This window comes from Streptomyces sp. NPDC048506, from assembly GCF_040651315.1.
Lineage (GTDB): Bacteria > Actinomycetota > Actinomycetes > Streptomycetales > Streptomycetaceae > Streptomyces.
The window spans coordinates 1-19,990 of the sequence record NZ_JBEZIX010000034.1; the positions used below are offsets into that span (position 1 = coordinate 1).

Annotated in this window: 18 protein-coding genes and 1 pseudogene; 16 read left to right on the forward strand and 3 right to left on the reverse strand. The window is 71.3% G+C overall.

What is annotated here, in order from left to right; all coding sequences use genetic code 11:
- From AB0C96_RS26085 to AB0C96_RS26140, 12 genes and pseudogenes are all read left to right on the forward strand, one after another.
- Positions 1 to 105: pseudogene (locus AB0C96_RS26085) on the forward strand (ABC transporter ATP-binding protein); the annotation flags it as partial.
- 451 nt (positions 106 to 556) lie between these two features.
- Positions 557 to 1,423, forward strand: coding sequence for a squalene synthase HpnC (hpnC, locus tag AB0C96_RS26090; RefSeq protein WP_362920356.1), 867 nt, complete (start codon positions 557 to 559; stop codon positions 1,421 to 1,423).
- Entirely contained in the window at positions 1,420 to 2,373 is a 954-nt protein-coding gene (gene hpnD / locus AB0C96_RS26095; RefSeq protein ID WP_362920358.1) for a presqualene diphosphate synthase HpnD, read from the forward strand. Before hpnC ends, hpnD begins: the two co-directional genes overlap by 4 nt.
- Positions 2,374 to 2,473: 100 nt before the next feature.
- Positions 2,474 to 3,883: a hydroxysqualene dehydroxylase HpnE gene (gene hpnE / locus AB0C96_RS26100; RefSeq protein ID WP_362920359.1), complete on the forward strand. Its 1,410-nt coding sequence runs from the start codon at positions 2,474 to 2,476 to the stop codon at positions 3,881 to 3,883.
- Between the two features lie 53 nt (positions 3,884 to 3,936).
- On the forward strand, positions 3,937 to 5,001 hold the full coding sequence (locus tag AB0C96_RS26105; RefSeq protein WP_362920361.1) for a polyprenyl synthetase family protein: 1,065 nt from the start codon (positions 3,937 to 3,939) through the stop codon (positions 4,999 to 5,001).
- Between the two features lie 107 nt (positions 5,002 to 5,108).
- Complete coding sequence (shc, locus tag AB0C96_RS26110) at positions 5,109 to 7,127, forward strand: squalene--hopene cyclase (RefSeq protein ID WP_362920363.1); 2,019 nt, start codon at positions 5,109 to 5,111, stop codon at positions 7,125 to 7,127.
- Positions 7,127 to 7,795, forward strand: coding sequence for a 1-hydroxy-2-methyl-2-butenyl 4-diphosphate reductase (locus AB0C96_RS26115; protein ID WP_362920364.1), 669 nt, complete (start codon positions 7,127 to 7,129; stop codon positions 7,793 to 7,795). The genes shc and AB0C96_RS26115 overlap by 1 nt, the downstream gene beginning before the upstream one ends.
- Before the next feature lie 5 nt (positions 7,796 to 7,800).
- Positions 7,801 to 8,826, forward strand: coding sequence for an adenosyl-hopene transferase HpnH (gene hpnH, locus AB0C96_RS26120; protein ID WP_362920366.1), 1,026 nt, complete (start codon positions 7,801 to 7,803; stop codon positions 8,824 to 8,826).
- 81 nt (positions 8,827 to 8,907) lie between these two features.
- Positions 8,908 to 10,788 (forward strand): 1-deoxy-D-xylulose-5-phosphate synthase, encoded by a 1,881-nt coding sequence (dxs, locus tag AB0C96_RS26125; RefSeq protein WP_362920368.1) that lies wholly within the window; start codon positions 8,908 to 8,910, stop codon positions 10,786 to 10,788.
- Positions 10,785 to 12,191, forward strand: a complete 1,407-nt coding sequence (locus tag AB0C96_RS26130) for an aspartate aminotransferase family protein (protein ID WP_362920370.1) — start codon at positions 10,785 to 10,787, stop codon at positions 12,189 to 12,191. Before dxs ends, AB0C96_RS26130 begins: the two co-directional genes overlap by 4 nt.
- 40 nt (positions 12,192 to 12,231) lie before the next feature.
- A complete protein-coding gene (locus AB0C96_RS26135; RefSeq protein ID WP_362920372.1) occupies positions 12,232 to 12,849 on the forward strand; it encodes a GNAT family protein in 618 nt (205 codons plus the stop codon).
- 14 nt (positions 12,850 to 12,863) lie between these two features.
- The gene (locus AB0C96_RS26140) at positions 12,864 to 14,030 is read left to right on the forward strand and encodes a serpin family protein (RefSeq protein WP_362920505.1); all 1,167 of its coding nucleotides are present in this window, start codon (positions 12,864 to 12,866) and stop codon (positions 14,028 to 14,030) included.
- 30 nt (positions 14,031 to 14,060) lie between these two features.
- Here AB0C96_RS26140 and AB0C96_RS26145 read toward each other — a convergent pair whose 3' ends face one another.
- Positions 14,061 to 14,864, reverse strand: coding sequence for a tyrosine-protein phosphatase (locus AB0C96_RS26145; RefSeq protein WP_362920373.1), 804 nt, complete (start codon positions 14,862 to 14,864; stop codon positions 14,061 to 14,063).
- 255 nt (positions 14,865 to 15,119) lie between these two features.
- Between AB0C96_RS26145 and AB0C96_RS26150 the strand changes: the two genes are divergently transcribed.
- Complete coding sequence (locus AB0C96_RS26150) at positions 15,120 to 15,920, forward strand: SGNH/GDSL hydrolase family protein (RefSeq protein ID WP_362920374.1); 801 nt, start codon at positions 15,120 to 15,122, stop codon at positions 15,918 to 15,920.
- Positions 15,921 to 16,008: 88 nt separating this feature from the next.
- Here the strand turns inward: AB0C96_RS26150 and AB0C96_RS26155 are convergent, their stop codons facing one another.
- Complete coding sequence (locus AB0C96_RS26155) at positions 16,009 to 16,500, reverse strand: ATP-binding protein (protein WP_362920376.1); 492 nt, start codon at positions 16,498 to 16,500, stop codon at positions 16,009 to 16,011.
- A gap of 110 nt (positions 16,501 to 16,610) precedes the next feature.
- On the opposite strand from AB0C96_RS26155, the gene AB0C96_RS26160 reads away from it, so the two are divergent.
- The 3 genes from AB0C96_RS26160 to AB0C96_RS26170 are packed head-to-tail and all read left to right on the forward strand — an operon-like array spanning position 16,611 to position 18,665.
- Positions 16,611 to 17,477 carry a helix-turn-helix transcriptional regulator gene (locus AB0C96_RS26160; protein WP_362920378.1) on the forward strand — a complete coding sequence of 289 codons (867 nt, stop codon included), beginning with the start codon at positions 16,611 to 16,613 and terminating at the stop codon, positions 17,475 to 17,477.
- A 7-nt stretch (positions 17,478 to 17,484) separates the two neighbouring features.
- Complete coding sequence (locus AB0C96_RS26165; RefSeq protein WP_362920379.1) at positions 17,485 to 17,763, forward strand: DUF397 domain-containing protein; 279 nt, start codon at positions 17,485 to 17,487, stop codon at positions 17,761 to 17,763.
- Complete coding sequence (locus AB0C96_RS26170; RefSeq protein WP_362920380.1) at positions 17,760 to 18,665, forward strand: SAM-dependent methyltransferase; 906 nt, start codon at positions 17,760 to 17,762, stop codon at positions 18,663 to 18,665. Before AB0C96_RS26165 ends, AB0C96_RS26170 begins: the two co-directional genes overlap by 4 nt.
- 39 nt (positions 18,666 to 18,704) lie before the next feature.
- Here the strand turns inward: AB0C96_RS26170 and AB0C96_RS26175 are convergent, their stop codons facing one another.
- On the reverse strand, positions 18,705 to 19,727 hold the full coding sequence (locus AB0C96_RS26175; RefSeq protein ID WP_362920382.1) for a carbohydrate kinase family protein: 1,023 nt from the start codon (positions 19,725 to 19,727) through the stop codon (positions 18,705 to 18,707).
- Positions 19,728 to 19,990: the final 263 nt, after the last annotated feature.

Consider the following 19,990-nt stretch of genomic DNA (forward strand, 5'->3'; position numbering starts at 1 on the left):
CGCGACACCTGCGACCGCGTGCTGTGGCTGGAGCGCGGCGAGTTGCTGATGGACGGCCCGACCGACGAGGTCATCAAGGCCTACGAGAAGGAGACGGGCAAGTAGCCCCGCTCACCTCGAAGGCCTCCGTGGGGCTCGCCTCGCGGGGGCCTTCCTCGGTGAAGGGATGGTCAACTGCACCGGAGCCGGGAACAGTTCGCGCGCGGTGGATGTTGTCCGGATCGTTGCCTTCGGGCTTCGGTACCCGTTCGGACGCGGACGAGTTGTACGACGTAAGCTGTACGGGTACCGAACGATATAAGTGGTACAAGTCGGGCAATGCTCACCCAAGAGGGCGATGAGGGCTCGATCGGGGCGCGTCGCCAGCTGCGGCGTGTCCGAAATAGGATGTTTTAGCTTGGCGGTGTAGAACGGGAGACGTGACGGCAATGGCTACTGGTTCGCTCCGGCACCGAAATGCGCCGGGCAGTCCCCGGTGAGCCGACGCGACGAGCGGGCGCGTCGTGCCCTCCTCCGGAGGGCGGCGACGGGTGACGGGCGGGACCAGACGCGCGCCGTGCTCGATCAGGCCGCACACGAGAACTTCCCGGTCGCCCCGTTCTTCCTGCCCCGTGCCTGGCGGGCCGATCTGATGGCCGTCTACGGCTTCGCCCGGCTGGTCGACGACATCGGCGACGGTGACCTCGCGCCCGGCGGCGGCGACGCCGTCCTCCTGGGGCTCGACCGTGCGCAGTACGACGACCGGCCCGCGCTGCTGGACGCCCTGGAGGCGGACCTGGGGCGCGTCTTCAGCGACCGCGCCCCCGGGCCCAAGCATCCGCTGATGCGCCGGCTCGGCCCGACCGTCCGCCGCTGCGAGCTGACCCCCGAGCCCTTCCTCGGCCTGATCGAGGCCAACCGACAGGACCAGCGGGTGAGCCGCTACGGCACGTACGGCGACCTGGTCTCCTACTGCGAGCTGTCCGCCAACCCCGTCGGCCGGCTCGTCCTCGGCATCACGGGCACGTCGAGCCCCGAGCGGATCCGCCGCTCCGACGCCGTCTGCACCGCCCTACAGATCGTCGAACACATCCAGGACGTGGCCGAGGACCTCGGGCGCGACCGCATCTACCTCCCCGCCGAGGACATGAAACGCTTCGGTGTCACCGAGGCCGATCTGGCCGCGCCGAGCGGGGGCGCATCGGTGCGCGCACTGATCGCGTACGAGGCGGAACGCGCCCGTGAGCTGCTGAATGAAGGCACCCCGCTGGTGGGTAGCGTCCACGGCAGACTCAAGCTGCTGCTGGCCGGTTTTGTTGCCGGCGGACGTGCCGCACTCCAGGCGGTCGCAGCCGCCGAACACGACGTACTCCCTGGACCGCCCAAGCCGACCAAGCTCAGCCTGCTGCGCGAGGTCGGGGCGACATTGCGAAGAGAGGGGTGAGTCGGACCGTGGAGGTTACCGCACACACATCCGCGCCGGTGCTCGCTGCATATCGCTACTGCGAGGCCATCACCGGGCAGCAGGCACGGAACTTCGCCTACGGCATCCGGCTGCTGCCGACCGACAAGCGGCAGGCCATGTCGGCGCTCTACGCCTTCTCGCGCCGGGTCGACGACATCGGCGACGGCCGTCTGGAGCCCCTCGCCAAGCAACAGCGCCTGGAGGACACCCGGGCGGTGCTGGCCCGCATCAAGGACGGCCGGATCGACGAGGACGACACCGACCCGGTGGCCGTCGCCCTCGCCGACGCCGCAGCCCGCTTCCCCATCCCGCTCGACGCACTGGACGAACTGATCGACGGTGTGCTCGCGGACGTGCGCGGCGAGAGCTACGAGACCTGGGACGAACTGAAGGTCTACTGCCGCTGCGTCGCCGGGGGCATCGGCCGGCTCTCGCTGGGCGTCTTCGGGACCGTACCGGGTGCGCCCGGGGCCGAGCACGCCCCCGAGTACGCCGACACCCTCGGTCTCGCCCTCCAACTGACCAACATTCTCCGGGACGTTCGCGAGGACGCCGGCAACGGCCGGACGTACCTCCCCGCCGAGGACCTCGCCAAGTTCGGCTGCTCGGCCGGCTTCGACCGGCCGGTCCCGCCGCCCGGCTCGGACTTCGCCGGACTGGTGCACTACGAGGTCAAGCGCGCCCGCGCGCTGTTCGCCGAGGGCTTCCAGCTGCTGCCGATGCTCGACCGGCGCAGCGGCGCCTGCGTGGCCGCGATGGCCGGTATCTACCACCGACTGCTCAGCCGGATCGCCGCCGAGCCCGAGGCGGTGCTGCGCGGCCGGGTCTCCCTGCCCGGCAGGGAGAAGGCGTTCGTCGCGGTGCGGGGGCTGTCGGGCCTCGACGCGCGGGCGATCGGTCGCCGGCAGGCCGTCAGGAGGCGTGGATGATGTGCCGGGCCGCCCACGACAGCGGCGACCCCGCGTCAGCGTGGCGGGCAACCCTCCCCTGGGCGCCTGCGTCCATGACACCGGTACAGGGGGAGGACACATGACGTCGCACGCCACCACCGCGGTGGTCATCGGGGGCGGACTCGCGGGCACGACCGCGGCGCTCGCGCTGGCCGACGCGGGGCTGCGGGTCACCCTCGTCGAGGGCCGGCCGCGGCTCGGCGGACTGGTCTTCTCCTTCCGCCGCGAGTCCACGGCCGGCGAGCTGAGCGTCGACAACGGCCAGCACGTCTACCTGCGGTGCTGCACCGCGTACCGGGCGCTGCTGGAGCGGATCGGCGCCGCGGAACTGGTTCCGTTGCAGGACCGGATGGACGTACCCGTCCTGGACGCGGACCGGATGCGGCTCGGCCGGCTCCGCCGCACCGCGCTGCCCGTGCCGCTGCACCTCGCCCAGAGCCTCGCGGGCTACCCGCACCTGTCACCGGTGGAGCGGGCCGGCGTGGTGCGCGCCACCCTCGCGCTCAAGGGCCTCGACCCGGCCGACCCCGCGCTGGACGGCATCGACTTCGGCAGCTGGCTGCGCCGGTACGGCCAGTCGCCGCGCGCCGTCGAGGCGCTGTGGGACCTGGTCGGCATCGCCACCCTCAACGCCCGCGCCGCCGACGCCTCGATGGGCCTGGCCGCCAAGGTCTTCAAGACCGGGCTGCTGTCCGCTCCCGGCGCCGCCGACATCGGCTGGTCCCGGGTCCCGCTCGGCGACGTCCACGACGCCCTGGCCCGTACGGCGTTGGAGAAGGCCGGGGTGCGCATCGCCCTGCGCACCCGCGCCACGGACCTCGACCGCACCGACGACGGCTGGCGGGTCTCGGTGGCGAACGGCCCGCACGGCAGCGAGCAGCTCACCGCGGACACCGTCGTCCTGGCCGTACCGCAGCGCGAAACGCACGCCCTGCTGCCCGACGGGGCGCTGCCCGGCAAGGACCGGCTGCTGGACATCGGCACCGCACCGATCCTCAACCTCCACGTCGTCTACGACCGCACGGTGCTGCGCCGCCCCTTCTTCGCCGCGGTCGGCTCCCCGGTGCAGTGGGTCTTCGACCGTACGCACGCCTCCGGGCTGCCGGGCCTGCCCGACGGGGCGGGCTGTCAGTACCTGGCCGTCTCGCAGTCCGCCGCGCAGGAGGAGATCGACCAGCCGGTCGCCAAGCTCCGCGCCCGCTACCTGCCCGAGCTGGAGCGGCTGTTGCCGGCCGCCCGGGGCGCCAGGATCCGCGACTTCTTCGTCACCCGCGAGCGCACCGCGACCTTTGCGCCCGCCCCGGGCGTCGGCAGGCTCCGCCCCGCCGCCCGCACCCGAGCCCCCGGCCTGTACCTGGCCGGCGCGTGGACCGCCACCGGGTGGCCCGCGACCATGGAAAGCGCTGTTCGCAGCGGCACGGCCGCCGCTCGCGAGGCACTCACCGAACTCGGCTTCCCCCAGGGCCAGTTGCCTCAGGAGGCGGCATGACTACGAGTACGAGCGCTCCCACGAGCACGAGCACCGGAAACAGAGGAGAAACCGTGAATCCGGCTTCCCCAGCTATCGACACCGCGAGCGTCACCGCGCTGCTGGAGCGCGGGCGGACACTCGCCACGCCCGTGCTCCGTGCCGCCGTGGAGCGGCTCGCTTCTCCCATGGACACCGTCGCCGCCTACCACTTCGGCTGGATCGACGCCGAGGGCAAGCCCAGCTCGGGCGACAGCGGCAAGGCCGTCCGGCCCGCCCTCGCCCTGCTGTCGGCCGAGGTCGCCGGCGCGGCCCCCGAGGTCGGCATCCCGGGCGCGGTCGCCGTGGAGCTGGTGCACAACTTCTCGCTGCTCCACGACGACCTGATGGACGGCGACGAGCAGCGCCGGCACCGCGACACGGTGTGGAAGGTGCACGGCCCCGCGCAGGCCATCCTCGTCGGTGACGCACTCTTCGCCCTCGCCAACGAAATACTGCTGGAGCTCGGCACCGTCGACGCCGGCCGCGCCACCCGCCGGCTCACCCTGGCCACCCGCAAGCTGATCGACGGCCAGGCGCAGGACATCTCCTACGAGCACCGCGAGCGGGTCACCGTCGAGGAGTGCCTGGAGATGGAGGGCAACAAGACCGGCGCGCTGCTGGCCTGCGCGGTCTCCATCGGTGCGGTGCTCGGCGGCGCCGACGACCGCACCGCGGACACCCTGGAGAAGTACGGCTACCACCTCGGCCTCGCGTTCCAGGCCGTCGACGACCTGCTCGGCATCTGGGGCGACCCGGAGGCCACCGGCAAGCAGACCTGGAGCGATCTGCGCCAGCGCAAGAAGTCGCTGCCGGTCGTCGCCGCGCTCGCCGCCGGCGGTCCGGCCTCCGAGCGGCTGGCCCAGATCCTGGCGGCCGACGCCAAGAAGAGCGAGACCGAGATCGCCGACTTCACGGAGGAGGAATTCGCCTCCCGCGCGGCGTTGATCGAGGAGGCCGGCGGACGGGAGTGGACCTCCCAGGAGGCCCGCCGCCAGCACGCCACCGCCGTCGCCGCGCTGGACGAGATCGAGATGCCGGAGGAGGTCCGTGCACAGCTCGTCGCCCTGGCGGACTTCGTCGTCGTACGAGAGAGATGATCGCCATCGACACCGAATAGATCGCAGTCGCCGGCCGGTGCCAGCCGGGCGCCGGCCGACGGAATCCCTGAGCTGAGCATTGACGGTTCACTGCAGAAGGGGAAGCCATGACAGCGACGACCGACGGAAGCACCGGGGCGCTGCCGCCCCGGGCCCCCTCGGCCAGCGAAGCCACCGCTGAGACAACCGAATCCGCCGCGCAGACGCGGACCGCCGTACGCAAGGACACGGCGGACGCCGCCCGCCGCGCGACCACACGCGCCACCGACTACCTGCTGTCCGTCCAGGACCCGAACGGATGGTGGAAGGGCGACCTCGCCACCAACGTCACGATGGACGCCGAAGACCTGCTGCTCCGTCAGTTCCTGGGCATCCAGGACCCGGAGCTCACCGAAGCGGCGGCCCGCTACATCCGGGGCGAGCAGCAGACCGACGGCACCTGGGCCACCTTCCACGGCGGGCCCGGGGAACTCTCCACCACCATCGAGGGCTACGTCGCCCTCCGGCTCGCCGGGGACGAGCCCGACGCCCCGCACATGGCCAAGGCCTCGGCGTGGGTCCGCGAGCAGGGCGGGATCGCCGCCTCCCGGGTGTTCACCCGCATCTGGCTGGCCCTCTTCGGCTGGTGGAGGTGGGAGGACCTGCCCGAACTCCCGCCGGAGCTCATCTACCTCCCCCGCTGGTTCCCGCTCAACATCTACGACTTCGGGTGCTGGGCGCGGCAGACCATCGTGCCGCTGACCGTCGTCTCGGCCAAACGCCCGGTCCGCCCCGCGCCGTTCGCCCTCGACGAGCTGCACGTCGACCCGCAGAACCCCGACCCACCCCGGCCGCTCGCCCCGGCCGCCAGCTGGGACGGCCTCTTCCAGCGCCTCGACAGGGCGCTGCACCTCTACCACAAGGTCGCGCCGCGCACGCTGCGCGGCGCCGCGATGCGCTCCGCCGCCCGCTGGATCATCGAACGACAGGAGAACGACGGCTGCTGGGGCGGTATCCAACCCCCCGCCGTGTACTCCCTCATCGCCCTGCACCTCCTCGGCTACGACCTCGACCACCCCGTGCTGCGCGCCGGCCTCGCGTCCCTGGACAGGTTCGCGGTGTGGCGAGAGGACGGTGCCCGGATGATCGAGGCCTGTCAGTCCCCGCTCTGGGACACCTGCCTGGCCACCATCGCGCTCGCCGACGCCGGAGTGCCCGCGGACCACCCGCAGTTGGTGAAGGCCGTCGACTGGATGCTCGCCGAGCAGATCGACCGGCCCGGCGACTGGAGCGTGCGACGGCCTCAACTCCCTTCCGGCGGCTGGGCGTTCGAGTTCGAGAACGACACCTACCCGGACATCGACGACACCGCTGAGGTGGTCCTCGCGCTACGCCGGGTCCGGCACCCCGACCCGCAGCGGGTTCAGGCCGCGGTGAACCGGGCGGTGCGCTGGAACCTCGGCATGCAGTCCCGGAACGGGGCCTGGGGCGCCTTCGACGTCGACAACACCAGCCCGCTGCCCAACCGGCTGCCGTTCTGCGACTTCGGCGAGGTCATCGACCCGCCGTCGGCCGACGTCACCGCCCACGTCGTCGAGATGCTCGCCGACGTCGGCCGCGCCCACGACCCGCGGACCCGCCGCGGCATCGCCTGGCTGCTGGCCGAGCAGGAGCCCACCGGGGCCTGGTTCGGCCGCTGGGGCACCAACTACGTCTACGGCACCGGCTCGGTGCTCCCCGCGCTCGCCGCGGCCGGTGTCCCGCGCTCGCACCCGGCCGTCCGCCGGGCCGTGCGCTGGCTGGAGCAGGTGCAGAACGACGACGGCGGCTGGGGCGAGGACCAGCGCTCGTACCAGGACAAGGAGAGGTGGGCCGGACGCGGCACCTCGACCGCCTCGCAGACCGCCTGGGCGCTGATGGCGCTGCTGGCGGCCGGGGAGAGGGAGAGCGAGGCGGTCCGGCGCGGGGTGCGCTGGCTGGTCGGGACCCAGCGCGAGGACGGCTCCTGGGACGAGCCGTACTACACCGGAACCGGCTTCCCCTGGGACTTCTCCATCAACTACCACCTCTACCGCCAGGTCTTCCCGCTGACCGCCCTGGGCCGCTATCTGGGCGGGGGACCGGCCGGTGCCACGGTGGGGGCCTGATGCCGAAACGGCCCCCGCCGGACGCGGACCCGCCGCTGCTGATCGCCTGTGCGCTCGGCATCGAACGGTTCGCGCTGCGCGGCGGTGACCGTGGGGGAGCGGCCGGCGCGGAGCGTCCGGAGGTGGTCGTGCTCCGCACGGGGATCGGCCCCCAGGCGGCCGAAAGCGCCCTCACCGAAGCGCTGGGCGAGGGGACCGTCACCGCACGGTCCCCCGTCGTCGCCAGTGGCTTCTGCGCGGGCCTCGCCCCCGGGATGCGCCCCGGCGACGTGGTCGTCGCCGAGGCCACCCGTGACCACCGACCCGGCGCACCGGACGTGACCTGTCGTGACAACGGGCCGCTGCTCGGGGCGCTGCGGCGGCGCGGCCTGACCGTGCACAGCGGCCTGCTGCGCGGCTCCGACCACGTCGTGCGCGGCCCCGAGCGGGCCGCGCTGCACGCCGCCGGCGCGATCGCGGTGGACATGGAATCCGCCGCCACGCTGGGGGTGGCCCGGCGCTCCGGCGGTCGTCCGGTTGCGGCCGTCCGGGTGGTCGTGGACGCCCCAGAACATGAACTCGTACGTATCGGCACCGTGCGCGGTGGAATATCAGCCTTCACAGTGCTGCGCTCCATGCTTCCTGTCTTCTACGAATGGCACCGTTCTTTGCTGCTCCCCAGGAGGTGAGCCAGATGGCCATGCCGCTCCGTCAGTCCATCCGGGTCGGGACCTATCTTTTTGAACAGAAGATGATTCGCCGGCGCGAGAAGTTCCCGCTCATCGTCGAGCTGGAACCGCTCTTCGCGTGCAATCTGAAGTGCGAGGGCTGCGGGAAGATCCAGCACCCGGCGGGCGTGCTGAAGCAGCGGATGCCGGTGGCGCAGGCGGTCGGGGCGGTGCTGGAGTCCGGCGCGCCCATGGTCTCCATCGCCGGTGGCGAACCACTGATGCACCCGCAGATCGACGAGATCGTGCGGCAGCTGGTGGCCCGGCGGAAGTATGTGTTCCTGTGCACCAACGCCATGTTGCTGCGCAAGAAGATGGATCTGTTCACGCCCTCGTCGTATTTCGCCTTCGCTGTGCACATCGACGGCATGCGGGAACGGCATGACGAATCGGTGGCAAAGGAAGGCGTATTCGACGAGGCGGTCGCGGCGATCAAGGAGGCCAAGCGGCGCGGCTTCCGGGTCACCACCAACTCCACCTTCTTCAACACCGACACCCCGCAGACCGTCATCGAGGTCCTCAATTTCCTCAATGACGACCTGAAGGTCGACGAAATGATGCTCTCGCCCGCCTACGCCTACGAGAAGGCCCCCGACCAGGAGCACTTCCTGGGCGTCGAACAGACCCGGGAGCTGTTCCGGAAGGCCTTCGCCGGCGGCAACCGGCGCCGCTGGCGGCTCAACCACAGCCCGCTCTTCCTGGACTTCCTGGAAGGCAAGGCGGACTTCCCCTGCACGGCCTGGGCGATCCCCAACTACTCGCTGTTCGGCTGGCAGCGCCCCTGCTACCTGATGAGCGACGGCTACGTCCCCACGTACCGGGAGCTGATCGAGGAGACCGACTGGGACGCGTACGGCCGCGGCAAGGACCCGCGCTGTGCCAACTGCATGGCGCACTGCGGTTACGAACCCACCGCCGTCCTGGCCACCATGGGCTCCCTCAAGGAATCCCTCCGGGCGGCCAAGGAGACCGTTGCGGGGAACCGCGGGTGACCCGATGAGCAGGCACGGAGCCCGCCGCCCCAAGGGCTCCCCGGCGTCACGGTCAGTCGAACGATCAGAGGGGGACCGAACATGACGATGCTGGAGAACATCCGGGGGCCGCGCGACCTGAAGGCGCTGCCCGCGTCCCGCCTGCCCGAACTCGCCGAGGAGATCCGGCACTTCCTCGTGCAGGCGGTCGCCCGCACCGGTGGGCACCTCGGGCCGAACCTGGGTGTGGTGGAGCTGACCATCGCCCTGCACCGGGTCTTCGACTCGCCTGCGGACCGGGTGCTGTTCGACACCGGTCACCAGTCGTACGTGCACAAGCTGGTCACCGGCCGGCAGGACTTCTCGAAGCTGCGGGCCAAGGGTGGGTTGTCGGGGTACCCCTCGCGGGCGGAGTCGGCGCATGACGTCATCGAGAACAGTCATGCCTCGACGGTGCTGGGCTGGGCCGACGGTCTGGCGAAGGCCAATCAGGTGCGGGGCAAGGACGACCATGTGGTGGCGGTCATCGGTGACGGTGCGCTGACCGGTGGTATGGCCTGGGAGGCGCTCAACAACATCGCGGCTGCCAAGGACCGTCCGCTGGTCATCGTCGTCAACGACAACGAGCGGTCCTACGCGCCGACCATCGGCGGTCTGGCCGACCACCTGGCCACCCTGCGCACCACCGACGGCTACGAACGCTTCCTGGCCTGGGGCAAGGACGTGCTCCAGCGCACCCCGGTCGTCGGACAGCCGCTCTACGAGACGCTGCACGGCGCCAAGAAGGGGTTCAAGGACGCCTTCGCACCCCAGGGCATGTTCGAGGACCTGGGCCTGAAGTACGTCGGCCCGATCGACGGCCACGACATCGCGGCCGTCGAATCGGCGCTGCGCCGCGCGGCGGGCTTCCACGGACCGGTGCTGGTGCACTGCCTCACCGAGAAGGGCCGCGGCTACCGACCGGCCCTGGAGGACGAGGCGGACCACTTCCACACCGTCGGGGTGATGGACCCGCTGACCTGCGCGCCCGTCGCCCCGCGCGGCGCACCGTCGTGGACGTCCGTCTTCGGTGACGAAATGGTCCGCATCGGCACCGAGCGCGAGGACGTCGTGGCGATCACGGCGGCGATGCTGCAACCGGTGGGTCTGGGCAAGTTCGCCAAGGCCTTCCCGGACCGGGTCTACGACGTCGGCATCGCCGAGCAGCATGCGGCCGTGTCGGCGGCGGGCCTGGCCACCGGTGGTCTGCACCCGGTCTTCGCGGTCTATGCGACCTTCCTCAACCGCGCCTTCGACCAGGTCCTGATGGACGTCGCCCTGCACCGGTGCGGCGTCACCTTCGTCCTGGACCGGGCCGGCGTCACCGGAACCGACGGTGCCTCGCACAACGGCATGTGGGACATGTCCCTGCTCCAGGTCGTCCCCGGCCTGCGGATCGCCGCGCCGCGCGACGCCGACCAGCTCCGGGCCCAGCTGCGCGAATCCCTCGACGTGCACGACGCGCCGACGGTGATCCGCTTCCCCAAGGAGTCGGTGGACGATCCGATCCCGGCCGTGGACCGGTTCGGCGGTGTCGACGTCCTGCACCGGGCGCCGCACCCGGACGTCCTGCTGGTCGCCGTCGGTGTGATGGCCCCGGTCTGCCTGCGGGTCGCCGAACTGCTCGCGGCGCGCGGCGTCGACACCACCGTCGTCGACCCGCGCTGGGTGAAGCCGGTCGACGAGGCCATCCCGCTGCTCGCCGCGCAGTACGCGATGGTGGCCGTCGTCGAGGACAACTGCCGTACCGGAGGCGTCGGGTGGGCGGTCGGGCAGGCGTTGCGGGACGCCGACGTGGACGTGCCGCTGCGCACCTTCGGGATTCCGGAGCAGTTCCTGCCGCATGCCAGGCGCGGTGAGCTGCTGGCGGACCTCGGGCTCACCCCCGCCGAGATCGCCGGCCGGATCAGCGGTGCCCTGGGCCGAAAGGAGCGCACACCATGAGCGGATTCGACCTCGCCGAGCTGCTCGCCGAGCGCGGCGCCGAGCGGTACGAGCTGCACGGCCGCCACCTCAACCACCAGCTCCCGCGGATGCTCCACACGATCGGCTTCGACAAGGTCTACGAGCGGGCCGAGGGCGCGTACTTCTGGGACCGTGACGGGCAGGACTACCTGGACATGCTCGCCGGGTTCGGGGTGATGGGCCTCGGCCGGCACCACCCCGTCGTCCGGCAGGCGCTGCACGACGTCCTGGACGCCGACCTGGCCGACCTCACCCGCTTCGACTGTCCGCCGCTGCCCGGTCTGCTCGCCGAGAAGCTGCTCGGCCACGCACCCCACCTGGACCGGGTCTTCTTCGGCAACAGCGGAACCGAAGCCGTCGAGACCGCCCTGAAGTTCGCCCGCTACGCGACCGGACGACCGCGGATCGTCTACTGCACCCACGCCTTCCACGGCCTGACCACCGGCTCGCTCTCGGTCAACGGCGAGGACGGCTTCCGCGACGGCTTCGCACCACTGCTGCCGGACACCGCGATCGCGCTGGGCGACCTGGCCGCGCTGGAACGGGAGCTGAAGCGCGGCGATGTGGCGGGCTTCGTCGTCGAGCCCGTCCAGGGCAAGGGCGTACACCCCACCCCGCCCGGATTCCTGTGCGCCGCACAGGAGTTGCTGCACCGGCACAAGGCCCTGCTGATCGTCGACGAGGTGCAGACCGGCCTCGGCCGCACCGGCGACTTCTTCGCGTACCAGCACGAGGACGGCGTCGAACCGGACCTGGTCTGTGTGGCCAAGGCGCTCTCCGGCGGCTACGTCCCGGTCGGCGCCACCCTCGGCAAGGACTGGATCTTCAAGAAGGTCTACTCGTCGATGGACCGGGTCCTGGTCCACTCCGCCAGCTTCGGCGCCAACGCCCAGGCGATGGCGGCCGGTCTCGCGGTGCTCGCCGTGATGGAGGACGAGGAGATCGTCGCCAACGCCCGGCACACCGGCGAGCTGCTGCGCTCCCGGCTCGCCGCGCTGATCGACCGGTACGAGCTGCTGCACGACGTACGGGGCCGCGGCCTGATGATCGGCATCGAGTTCGGCCGCCCCACCTCCCTGGGGCTGCGCAGCCGTTGGACGATGCTGCAAGCGGCCCGCAAGGGGCTGTTCGCGCAGATGGTCGTGGTCCCGCTGCTGCAACGGCACCGCATCCTCACCCAGGTCTCCGGCGACCATCTGGAGGTCATCAAGCTGATTCCGCCGCTGATCATCGGCGAGCGGGAAGTGGACCGCTTCGTCGAGGCGTTCACGGCCGTCATGGACGACGCCCACGGCGGCGGTGGGCTGATGTGGGACTTCGGGCGGACGCTGATGAAGCAGGCACTGCCGACGCGCTTGAGTGGCAGCACCGAACGGGAATAACCGGAGGACACCGCACTGGTCGGCCGGACACAATGCGAGGATGGCCGACCGTGTGCGCACCGCTCCGACCCCCGACTTCCTCGGCAAGCCCACGCTGACGGGCGAACGGGTCCTGCTCCGCCCCGTCACGGCCGACGACGTGCCCGCTCTGCTGCCGATGTTCCGGGACACCGAGGCCACGCGCCTGACCGGCAGCCACGGCGAGGACGAGCCGGACGAGACGCGGCTGCGCGCCTGGTACGACACCCGGTGGCACCAGAACGACCGGTTGGACCTCGCGGTGGTCGAGCGGGCGACCGGCGACGTCATCGGTGAAGCGGTGCTCAACGAGTGGGATCCGGGCAACGAGAGCTGTGGCTTCCGCATCTGCCTCGTACCGGCCTCCTTCGGGCAGGGCCTGGGGACGGAGGCGACACGGCTCATCGTCGGCCACGGCTTCGAGGAACTGGGCCTGCACCGCATCTCGTTGGAGGTCTATGCCTTCAACCCGCGGGCCCGCCGGGTCTACGAGAAGGTGGGCTTCGTCCCCGAGGGCGTACTGCGCGATGCGCTGCTGTGGGAGGGCGAGCGGGTGGACGCGGTGGTGATGTCGATGCTGGCGCCGGAGTGGTTCCGGCACGGCGGACGACCCGAAGCAGCCGGCCGCGGACGACGCTGAGGGGGGTGGTGGCGATGGTCGCCGCGACGACGGTGCGCTCGGTCAACGCCATGACGGCCCGCTGGGCGCGGGAGACGGTCGGGGAGCAGGGCACGGTGCTCACCGCGGCCGGGGTCTGGCCGCTGCTGGCTCTGCTGGCCGGTCCGGCGGGCGGACCGGCCCGCGCGGAGCTGGCCGAGGCGCTCGGCACGGATCCCGAGGACGCGGTGCGCGAGGGCTGCGCTCTGCTCGCCGCGCTGGACGCCGCGGCCGGCGTCGACACCGCGCTGGGGCTGTGGGCCCGGCGCACCCTGCCGCTGCGCCCCGCGTGGCTGAACGGTCTGCCGCCCGGCGTGCACGGCGAGCTGACCTGTGACCCGGAGGCCGACCAGGCGGCGATGGATGCCTGGGCCCGCCGGCACACCGACGGACTGATCGCGCAACTGCCGGTCCAGGTCACCCCCGACATGCTGCTCCTGCTGGCCACCGCGCTGCTGGTGCGCACGACCTGGCGGGAGCCCTTCACGGCGTTCCCGTCCCGGGCGTACGAAGGGCCGTGGGCGGGACGGGAGTTGACGGTGCTCAGCCGCTCCGGTCCGGACGTGGAGCAGGTACGGGTGCACGGCACACCGGCCGGCCCGCTGACCGCCGTACGGGTCGAGGGCGACAACGGGCTGGACGTCCACCTGCTGCTCGGCGGACCGGAGCTGCCGGGCGGCGAGGTGCTGCGGCACGGCGTCGCCGCGTTGGGCGGTGCCTACCCGACGGTGTCCGGGGCGGCGCTGACCGACGGCGCCGGGCCGGGGCTGCGGGTGACGACGGTGCCGAGCTACGACGGCGCCCCCCGTCTCGACCTCACCGCCACCGGGTTCACCGTCGACGCCGAGCACGACCTGCTCAAGCGGGCGGACCTCTTCGGGCTCACCACCGCCTCGGACACCTCCCGCGGTCACTTCCCGGGGATCAGTGACGTCCCGCTCGCGGTGGCGGCCGCCCGGCAGGCGGCGACCGCTACGTTCGGCCCGCTCGGCTTCCGGGCGGCGGCGGTCACGGTGATGCCGTTCGCCGCCGGCTCCGTCCCGCCGCCCCCGCCGTACCAGGCGCTGCGGATCGCGGCCCACTACGACCGGCCCTTCGGCTTCCTGGCGGTGCACCAGGCATCGGGGCTGGTGCTCGTCGCGGGGTGGGTGGCCGAACCGTGACGGGGCCGCCCGGCAGGTGCCCGTGTGGTGTCAGTCCAGCAGCCGGTCGCGCAGCCGCTCGCGGGTGGCCGGCGCCAGCTTCAGCCCGTCGGTGAGGTAGCTCTCCGTCGATCCCCAGGTCTGCTCGATCGCGTCGTACGCGGCCGAGAGGTACTCGGCATGCGCCCCGAACAGCGGGGAGAGCAGCTCCATGACCTCCTGCGACATCCCCACCGGTGAGCTGTCGGAGCGACGGATCTTGTAGCGGCGGTGCGGATCGTTGGACTTGAGGTAGTCCGCCTCGATGGCGTCCCGCTCCACGCCGATCGCCAACAGGGTCACGGCCACGGAGAGACCCGCGCGGTCCTTGCCGGCCGCGCAGTGCATCAGCGCCGGGACGCTGTCCTCGGCGAGCGCATGGAGCACCCGGCTGTGGTCCTCGGTACGCGTGGTGATGATGTGGCGGTAGGTGGCGGTCATCCGGGCCACGCCCTGGCCGTCGCCCAGCGCGCCGCGCAGTTGGTCCAGCTCACCTTCGCGCACCATCGCCCAGAACTCGGCGCCGTCGGCCGGGTCGGTGAGCGGGATGTTCACGTTGCGCACGCCCGGCAGAGTGACGTCGGGGCCTTCCAGCTTGATGTCCGCCGCGTTGCGGAAGTCGAAGATGGTGTGCAGCCCGAGTCTGGCCAGAAATGCCGCGTCCTCCTCCGTCGCATGGGCGAGGTGTCCGCTGCGGAACAGCCGGCCCTCCCGTACGCGACGCCCGTCCACGGTCGGCAGCCCGCCCACATCGCGGAAGTTGCGCACCTCCGCGAGCTCGGGGTGGGCCTGGGGGACCTGCGGCGTCTGCGTCACGGGCGCTCCTAGGTATCGGCCCGCCGACGCTGCTCGCCGGCGAGGCGGGGCACGTTCCGACCATACGACATTGATGCAATACGCAATCAGGCCGCGATGGAGGCGTGTGGGAGTGCGGCGCAGCGCTCGGGAAGCAATGTGTGATCAATCATTATTCCAACTTGAGAAGAATTTGACCTGGTGGCATTAATCACCCCTCGTCAACCCCTGGTTACGGTGGCGTAGGTCACTTCTGAAGGTGAAGTATGTCCTGACGTGGCAGACGATTCGAAGAACATCAGCAGCGGCGCCCACGGCGCCATCGGGTCGTACGCAGCCGTCGGGGACAGCTTTACTGAGGGGGTCGGGGATCCCGGCCCTGACGGGGTGTACATCGGTTGGGCGGACCGGCTCGCGGTCCTGCTTTCGGACCAGCAGGCGGAGGGGGACTTCCGCTACGCGAACCTCGCCGTACGGGGACGGCTTCTGGACCAGATCGTCGAGGAGCAGGTGCCGCGGGCCAAGGCGCTCGCCCCTGCTCTGGTGACGTTCTGTGCCGGTGGCAACGACATCCTGCGGCCGGGCTCGGACCCGGACGCGGTCGCCGAGCGTTACGAGGCGGCGGTGGTCGATCTCCGTGCGTCGGTCGGCATGGTCCTGCTCTGCACGGGTTTCGACACCCGCGGTGTCCCCGTGCTCAAGCATCTGCGCGGCAAGATCGCGACGTACACGGCCCATGTCCGGGCCATCGCGGACCGGCACGACTGCCCGGTCCTGGACCTCTGGTCGCTGAAGTCGGTGCAGGACCGGCGGGCCTGGAGCGAGGACCGGCTGCATCTGTCGGCCGACGGACACACCCGGGTGGCGCTGCGCGCGGCCCAGGTGCTCGGCCTGCGGGTGCCGGCCGACCCGGACCAGCCGTGGCCCCCGGAGGCGGAGCGGTCGGCCGCCGATGCGCGGCGGGACAACGTCCACTGGGCTCGGGAGCACCTGGTGCCGTGGATCGGGCGCCGGCTGCGCGGTGAGTCCTCCGGTGATCACGTCGAAGCCAAGCGGCCCGATCTGCTGCCGCTCTAGGGGAAGAGCCCCTCGGTACGGCCCCTGGGGTGAAGAGACCCCAGGGCATGACTGAGGCCTCGATTCCGTCAACGGCGGAATCGAGGCCTCAGTGCGCCGCGGTGCCGGTGTACGGCAGGTCGGCCCATACGATCCGACCCTGACCGCCGTCGGTGGGCCGCGAGCCCCAGCCGTCGGACAGGGCGCCGACGAGGAAGAGGCCGCGTCCGCACTCCTGATCCAGGGTGCCGGGCTGGACGTGCGGCGCCGTGACACCCGGACCGCCCTGGTCGGTGACCTCTATCCGTATGTGCGTCCCGACGAGAGTGAGCTCACAGCCCACCTTCTCGCTCTCGGTGTGCCGTACCGCGTTGGTGAAGAGTTCGGAGACCACCAACTCCACGTCGTCGCGGACTTGTTGATCCGCGCCCCACTCGCACAGCAGCGCACTGACGCGTCTGCGCGCCTCGGGAACGGAGGTGCGCCGCGCCGGCAAGTGGAACGCGTCCTGCGGGTACTGGGCGACGAAGCCGCCACAGCGCCCTAACGAAGGAGCGTTGTTGGAGGAAGCCACGACGTAACTATGTGCGATGTTGGTCACCGATGGCAAGGATCACTCTGTAATTTGCAGAATCGTAAGTGCAGTCTGTTCGTTGTGAGTGACGGCATGACACACTGCTGATCACTGAAGTCAGTTGGAGGCGATCGGACGTGGCGGACCCACGGTCGGCAGGTGCACCGACCGTCCTGCGGGTGGTGCTCGGCAAGCGACTACAGGACCTGCGCGAAAAGGCAGGACTCTCCTTCGAGCAGGCCGCCGCGGCACTCGACGTGACCCACGCCACGATACGGCGCATGGAGAAGGCAGAGGTCGGCCTCAAACTCCCCTATGTCGAGAAGCTGCTGGCGACCTACGGCGTCGTCGACGAGGACGAGGTGGAGGGCTTCCTCTCGCTCGCCCGCGAGGCCAACAAGCCCGGCTGGTGGCACCGCTTCCGAGACGTCCTCCCCGAGTGGTTCAGCGCGTTCGTCAGCCTGGAGGGCGAGGCCAACCTCATACGGGCCTACCAACCGCACTACGTCCCCGGGCTGTTGCAGACCGAGGACTACGCCACCGCCGTGCTGCGGGCCGGCATGCCACACGCCTCCGGAGCCGACATCGACCGGATCGTCGCGCTGCGCATGGAGCGGCAGTCCCTGCTCACCCGCGACAACGCACCGACGCTGTGGGTGGTCATGGACGAGACCGTCCTACGGCGCCCGATCGGCGGTCCCAGGGTGATGCGCGACCAGATCACCCGGCTGATGGAGGCCACCGCACTGCCGAACGTCCGGCTGCAGATCATGCCCTTCGCCGCGGGCCCGCACCCCGCCATGTACGGACCCTTCCACATCTTCCGCTTCCCGATTCCGGAACTCCCGGACATCGCCTACGCGGAAAGCCTCGTCGGAGCCGTGTACTTCGACCAGCGCAACGACGTCTCGCAGTTCCTGGAGGCCCTGGACCGGATGTGTGCGCAGGCCGCGCCGGCACACACCACCGAGGCCATTCTGGGTGGCTTTCGCAAGGAGATCTGAACCCCCCATGGATCGCATACGCATCTACAACGGCATGCCCGCCAAGGAGCTGGGCACCGAGGGCTGGCACAAACCCTGGAGCGGCGGAAACGGCGGTGAGTGCGTCGAGGCGATGAGGCTGGGGGACGGCCGGATCGCGCTCCGCCAGTCGACCGACCCGGACGGCCCGGCGCTGATCTACACCCACCGCGAAATGGTGAGCTTCATCGAGGGCGCCAAGGCCGGCCACGCCGACTTCCTGCTGTCCGCGACCCCCGGCCGGTGCGCCGAACGGAGCACGGCATGAGCGCGCCGGACGTCCCCCCGCCGGCACCGGAATCCGCCGTCCCGGAGTTCGGGCCGTACGCCCCGGGCCCGGAGCACTCGGGATTCCCGGTCGAGCAGATCGACACCAGCCGGCCGCACCCGGCCCGGATGTACGACTACTACCTCGGCGGCTGGGACAACTACGAGGTCGACCGGGTGGCCGCGGAGCGGGTCATCGAGGTCCACCCCCAGGTGCGGCTCAGCGCCCGCGCCAACCGGGCCTTCCTCCACCGGGCGGTGCGCGAACTGGCCCGCGGCGGCGTCCGCCAGATCCTCGACATCGGCACCGGCATCCCCACCTCGCCCAACACCCATGAGGTGGCCCGTGAGATCGCGCCCGACACCCGGGTGGTCTACGTCGACAACGACCCGATCGTGGCGACACACGCCGGCGCCCGCCTCACCAACACCGCGGACACCGGGTTCGTGCTCGGGGACGTCCGCGACCCCAAGGCGATCCTGCACCACCCCACCGTCCGGGAGCTGATCGACTTCGACCGGCCGGTGGCGGTGCTGCTCGTCGCGGTCCTGCACTTCGTCCGGGACGACGAGGACCCCGCCGCCCTCGTCGCGGCCCTCGCCGAGGAGCTCCCCGCGGGCAGCCATCTGGTGCTGTCGCACGCGACCGGTGAACCCTACGAGGCGTATGAGGGCGGCCGGACGGACGAGGTGGCGCGGGCCGGGGTGGAGGACGTCTACAAGAGCGCCACCGCCACCCTCAACCTGCGGTCCAGGGCCGGGATCGAGCCGCTCTTCGGGCCGTTCGCGCTGCTGGACCCCGGTGTCGTCCGCGTGCCGCTGTGGCGGCCGGACGGCCCGGTGCCCGGGCCCGAGGAGCTCAACAACACCATCTTCTACGCCGGGGTGGGTCGCAAGGACTGAAGCCGCCGCCCCGGGGCTCCCGTGCGCCGGGGCGGCGGCCTACGCCCCCGCAGGCGAGACCTCGGGCTCCGGAGGCTCCGGAAGCCCGGGGTCGCCGACGGGCGGCGGCGCGGGGAGGGTGACGGTCGCCACCGGCGCCTCGGGGAGGACCCCGTGCAGGCCGTCCGTGTCGATGGGGGAGGTGTGCGTGCCCCGCGTGGTGCACGCATGCGCCCCCGCCACGGCGCCCAGCCGTGCGCAGTCCTCCAGCGGTCGGCCGGCCAGCCGGCCGTAGAGGAAACCGGCGGTGAAGGCGTCGCCCGCGCCGTTGCTGTCCACGACGGGACCGGGCGGGACCGCCGCCGGCACCAGCCGAGGGGTGCGGTCGTTGGACGTGAGCAGGTAGGCGCCGCCGGCCCCGGCCGTCGCGACCACCGCCTCGGCGCGCCCCATGCGCAGGATGTCCCGCATCACGTCGCTGATCCGTTCGCCCGCCCCGGCCGTGCTGAGGAACACCAGGTCCGAGCGGAGCGCGAAGTCGCGGTGATGCTCCGTCAGGCCGTCCCAGTCGTGCAGGTCGGTGGAGACCGGGATGCCGAGCTCCTCGATGTCGTCGTAGAGGAAGCGGGCGAAGTGCGTGATGGAGAGGTGCACGTGTCGGGCCCGGCGGAGCACGGGGAGGTAGTGCTCGGGCGGCATCCGCAGGTCGTGCGGGTCCCGGGCGTCGTAGAAGGACATCCGGTGGCCGTCGGGTGAGACGAGGTTGACCGCGCGCCGGGTGCCGTGCGGCGAGATCAGCGGCCGGAAGTCGACACCGGTGCCGGACAGCCGCTCACGGACGAGACTGCCCGGGTGGTCGTCGCCGAGGAAGTCCACCAGCCCGGTGGCCAGCCCGAGCGCCGCGCAACCCAGTGCGACGCCGGTGCCGGTGTGCCCCGCACCTTCGTGGATGGGCGGGACCGGATGGGAGTCGGCCGGGGGTACCGGCAGCGCGCCGACCGGCACGTTCGTGTCCACACCCGTCCCACCGACGACGAGTACGTCATATGCGTCATACGGCTCGGAAACCTGCTGGAATGTCACAAGCGTCCTTGAATCCCTCGCTGGTGAGACCGTTTGCGGACGGGGCGTCCGCAGCCGGGAGTCTAGACGCACGCGCGCGCCAAATCGGGATGTCAGGAACGGGGGTGGCACGAGGGAGGCGCGGGCGGACGACCCTCCGCAACGGAGTGGCGTGAGCCGCCGACGAATCTGATGGGACGTCTATTCCATTGCCGCCAGGCGGTGTTGACATGCAAGCGGGGCGCGCTGAAGTCTGAGATCCGGTGGTGATCGGCTTCCGCGGA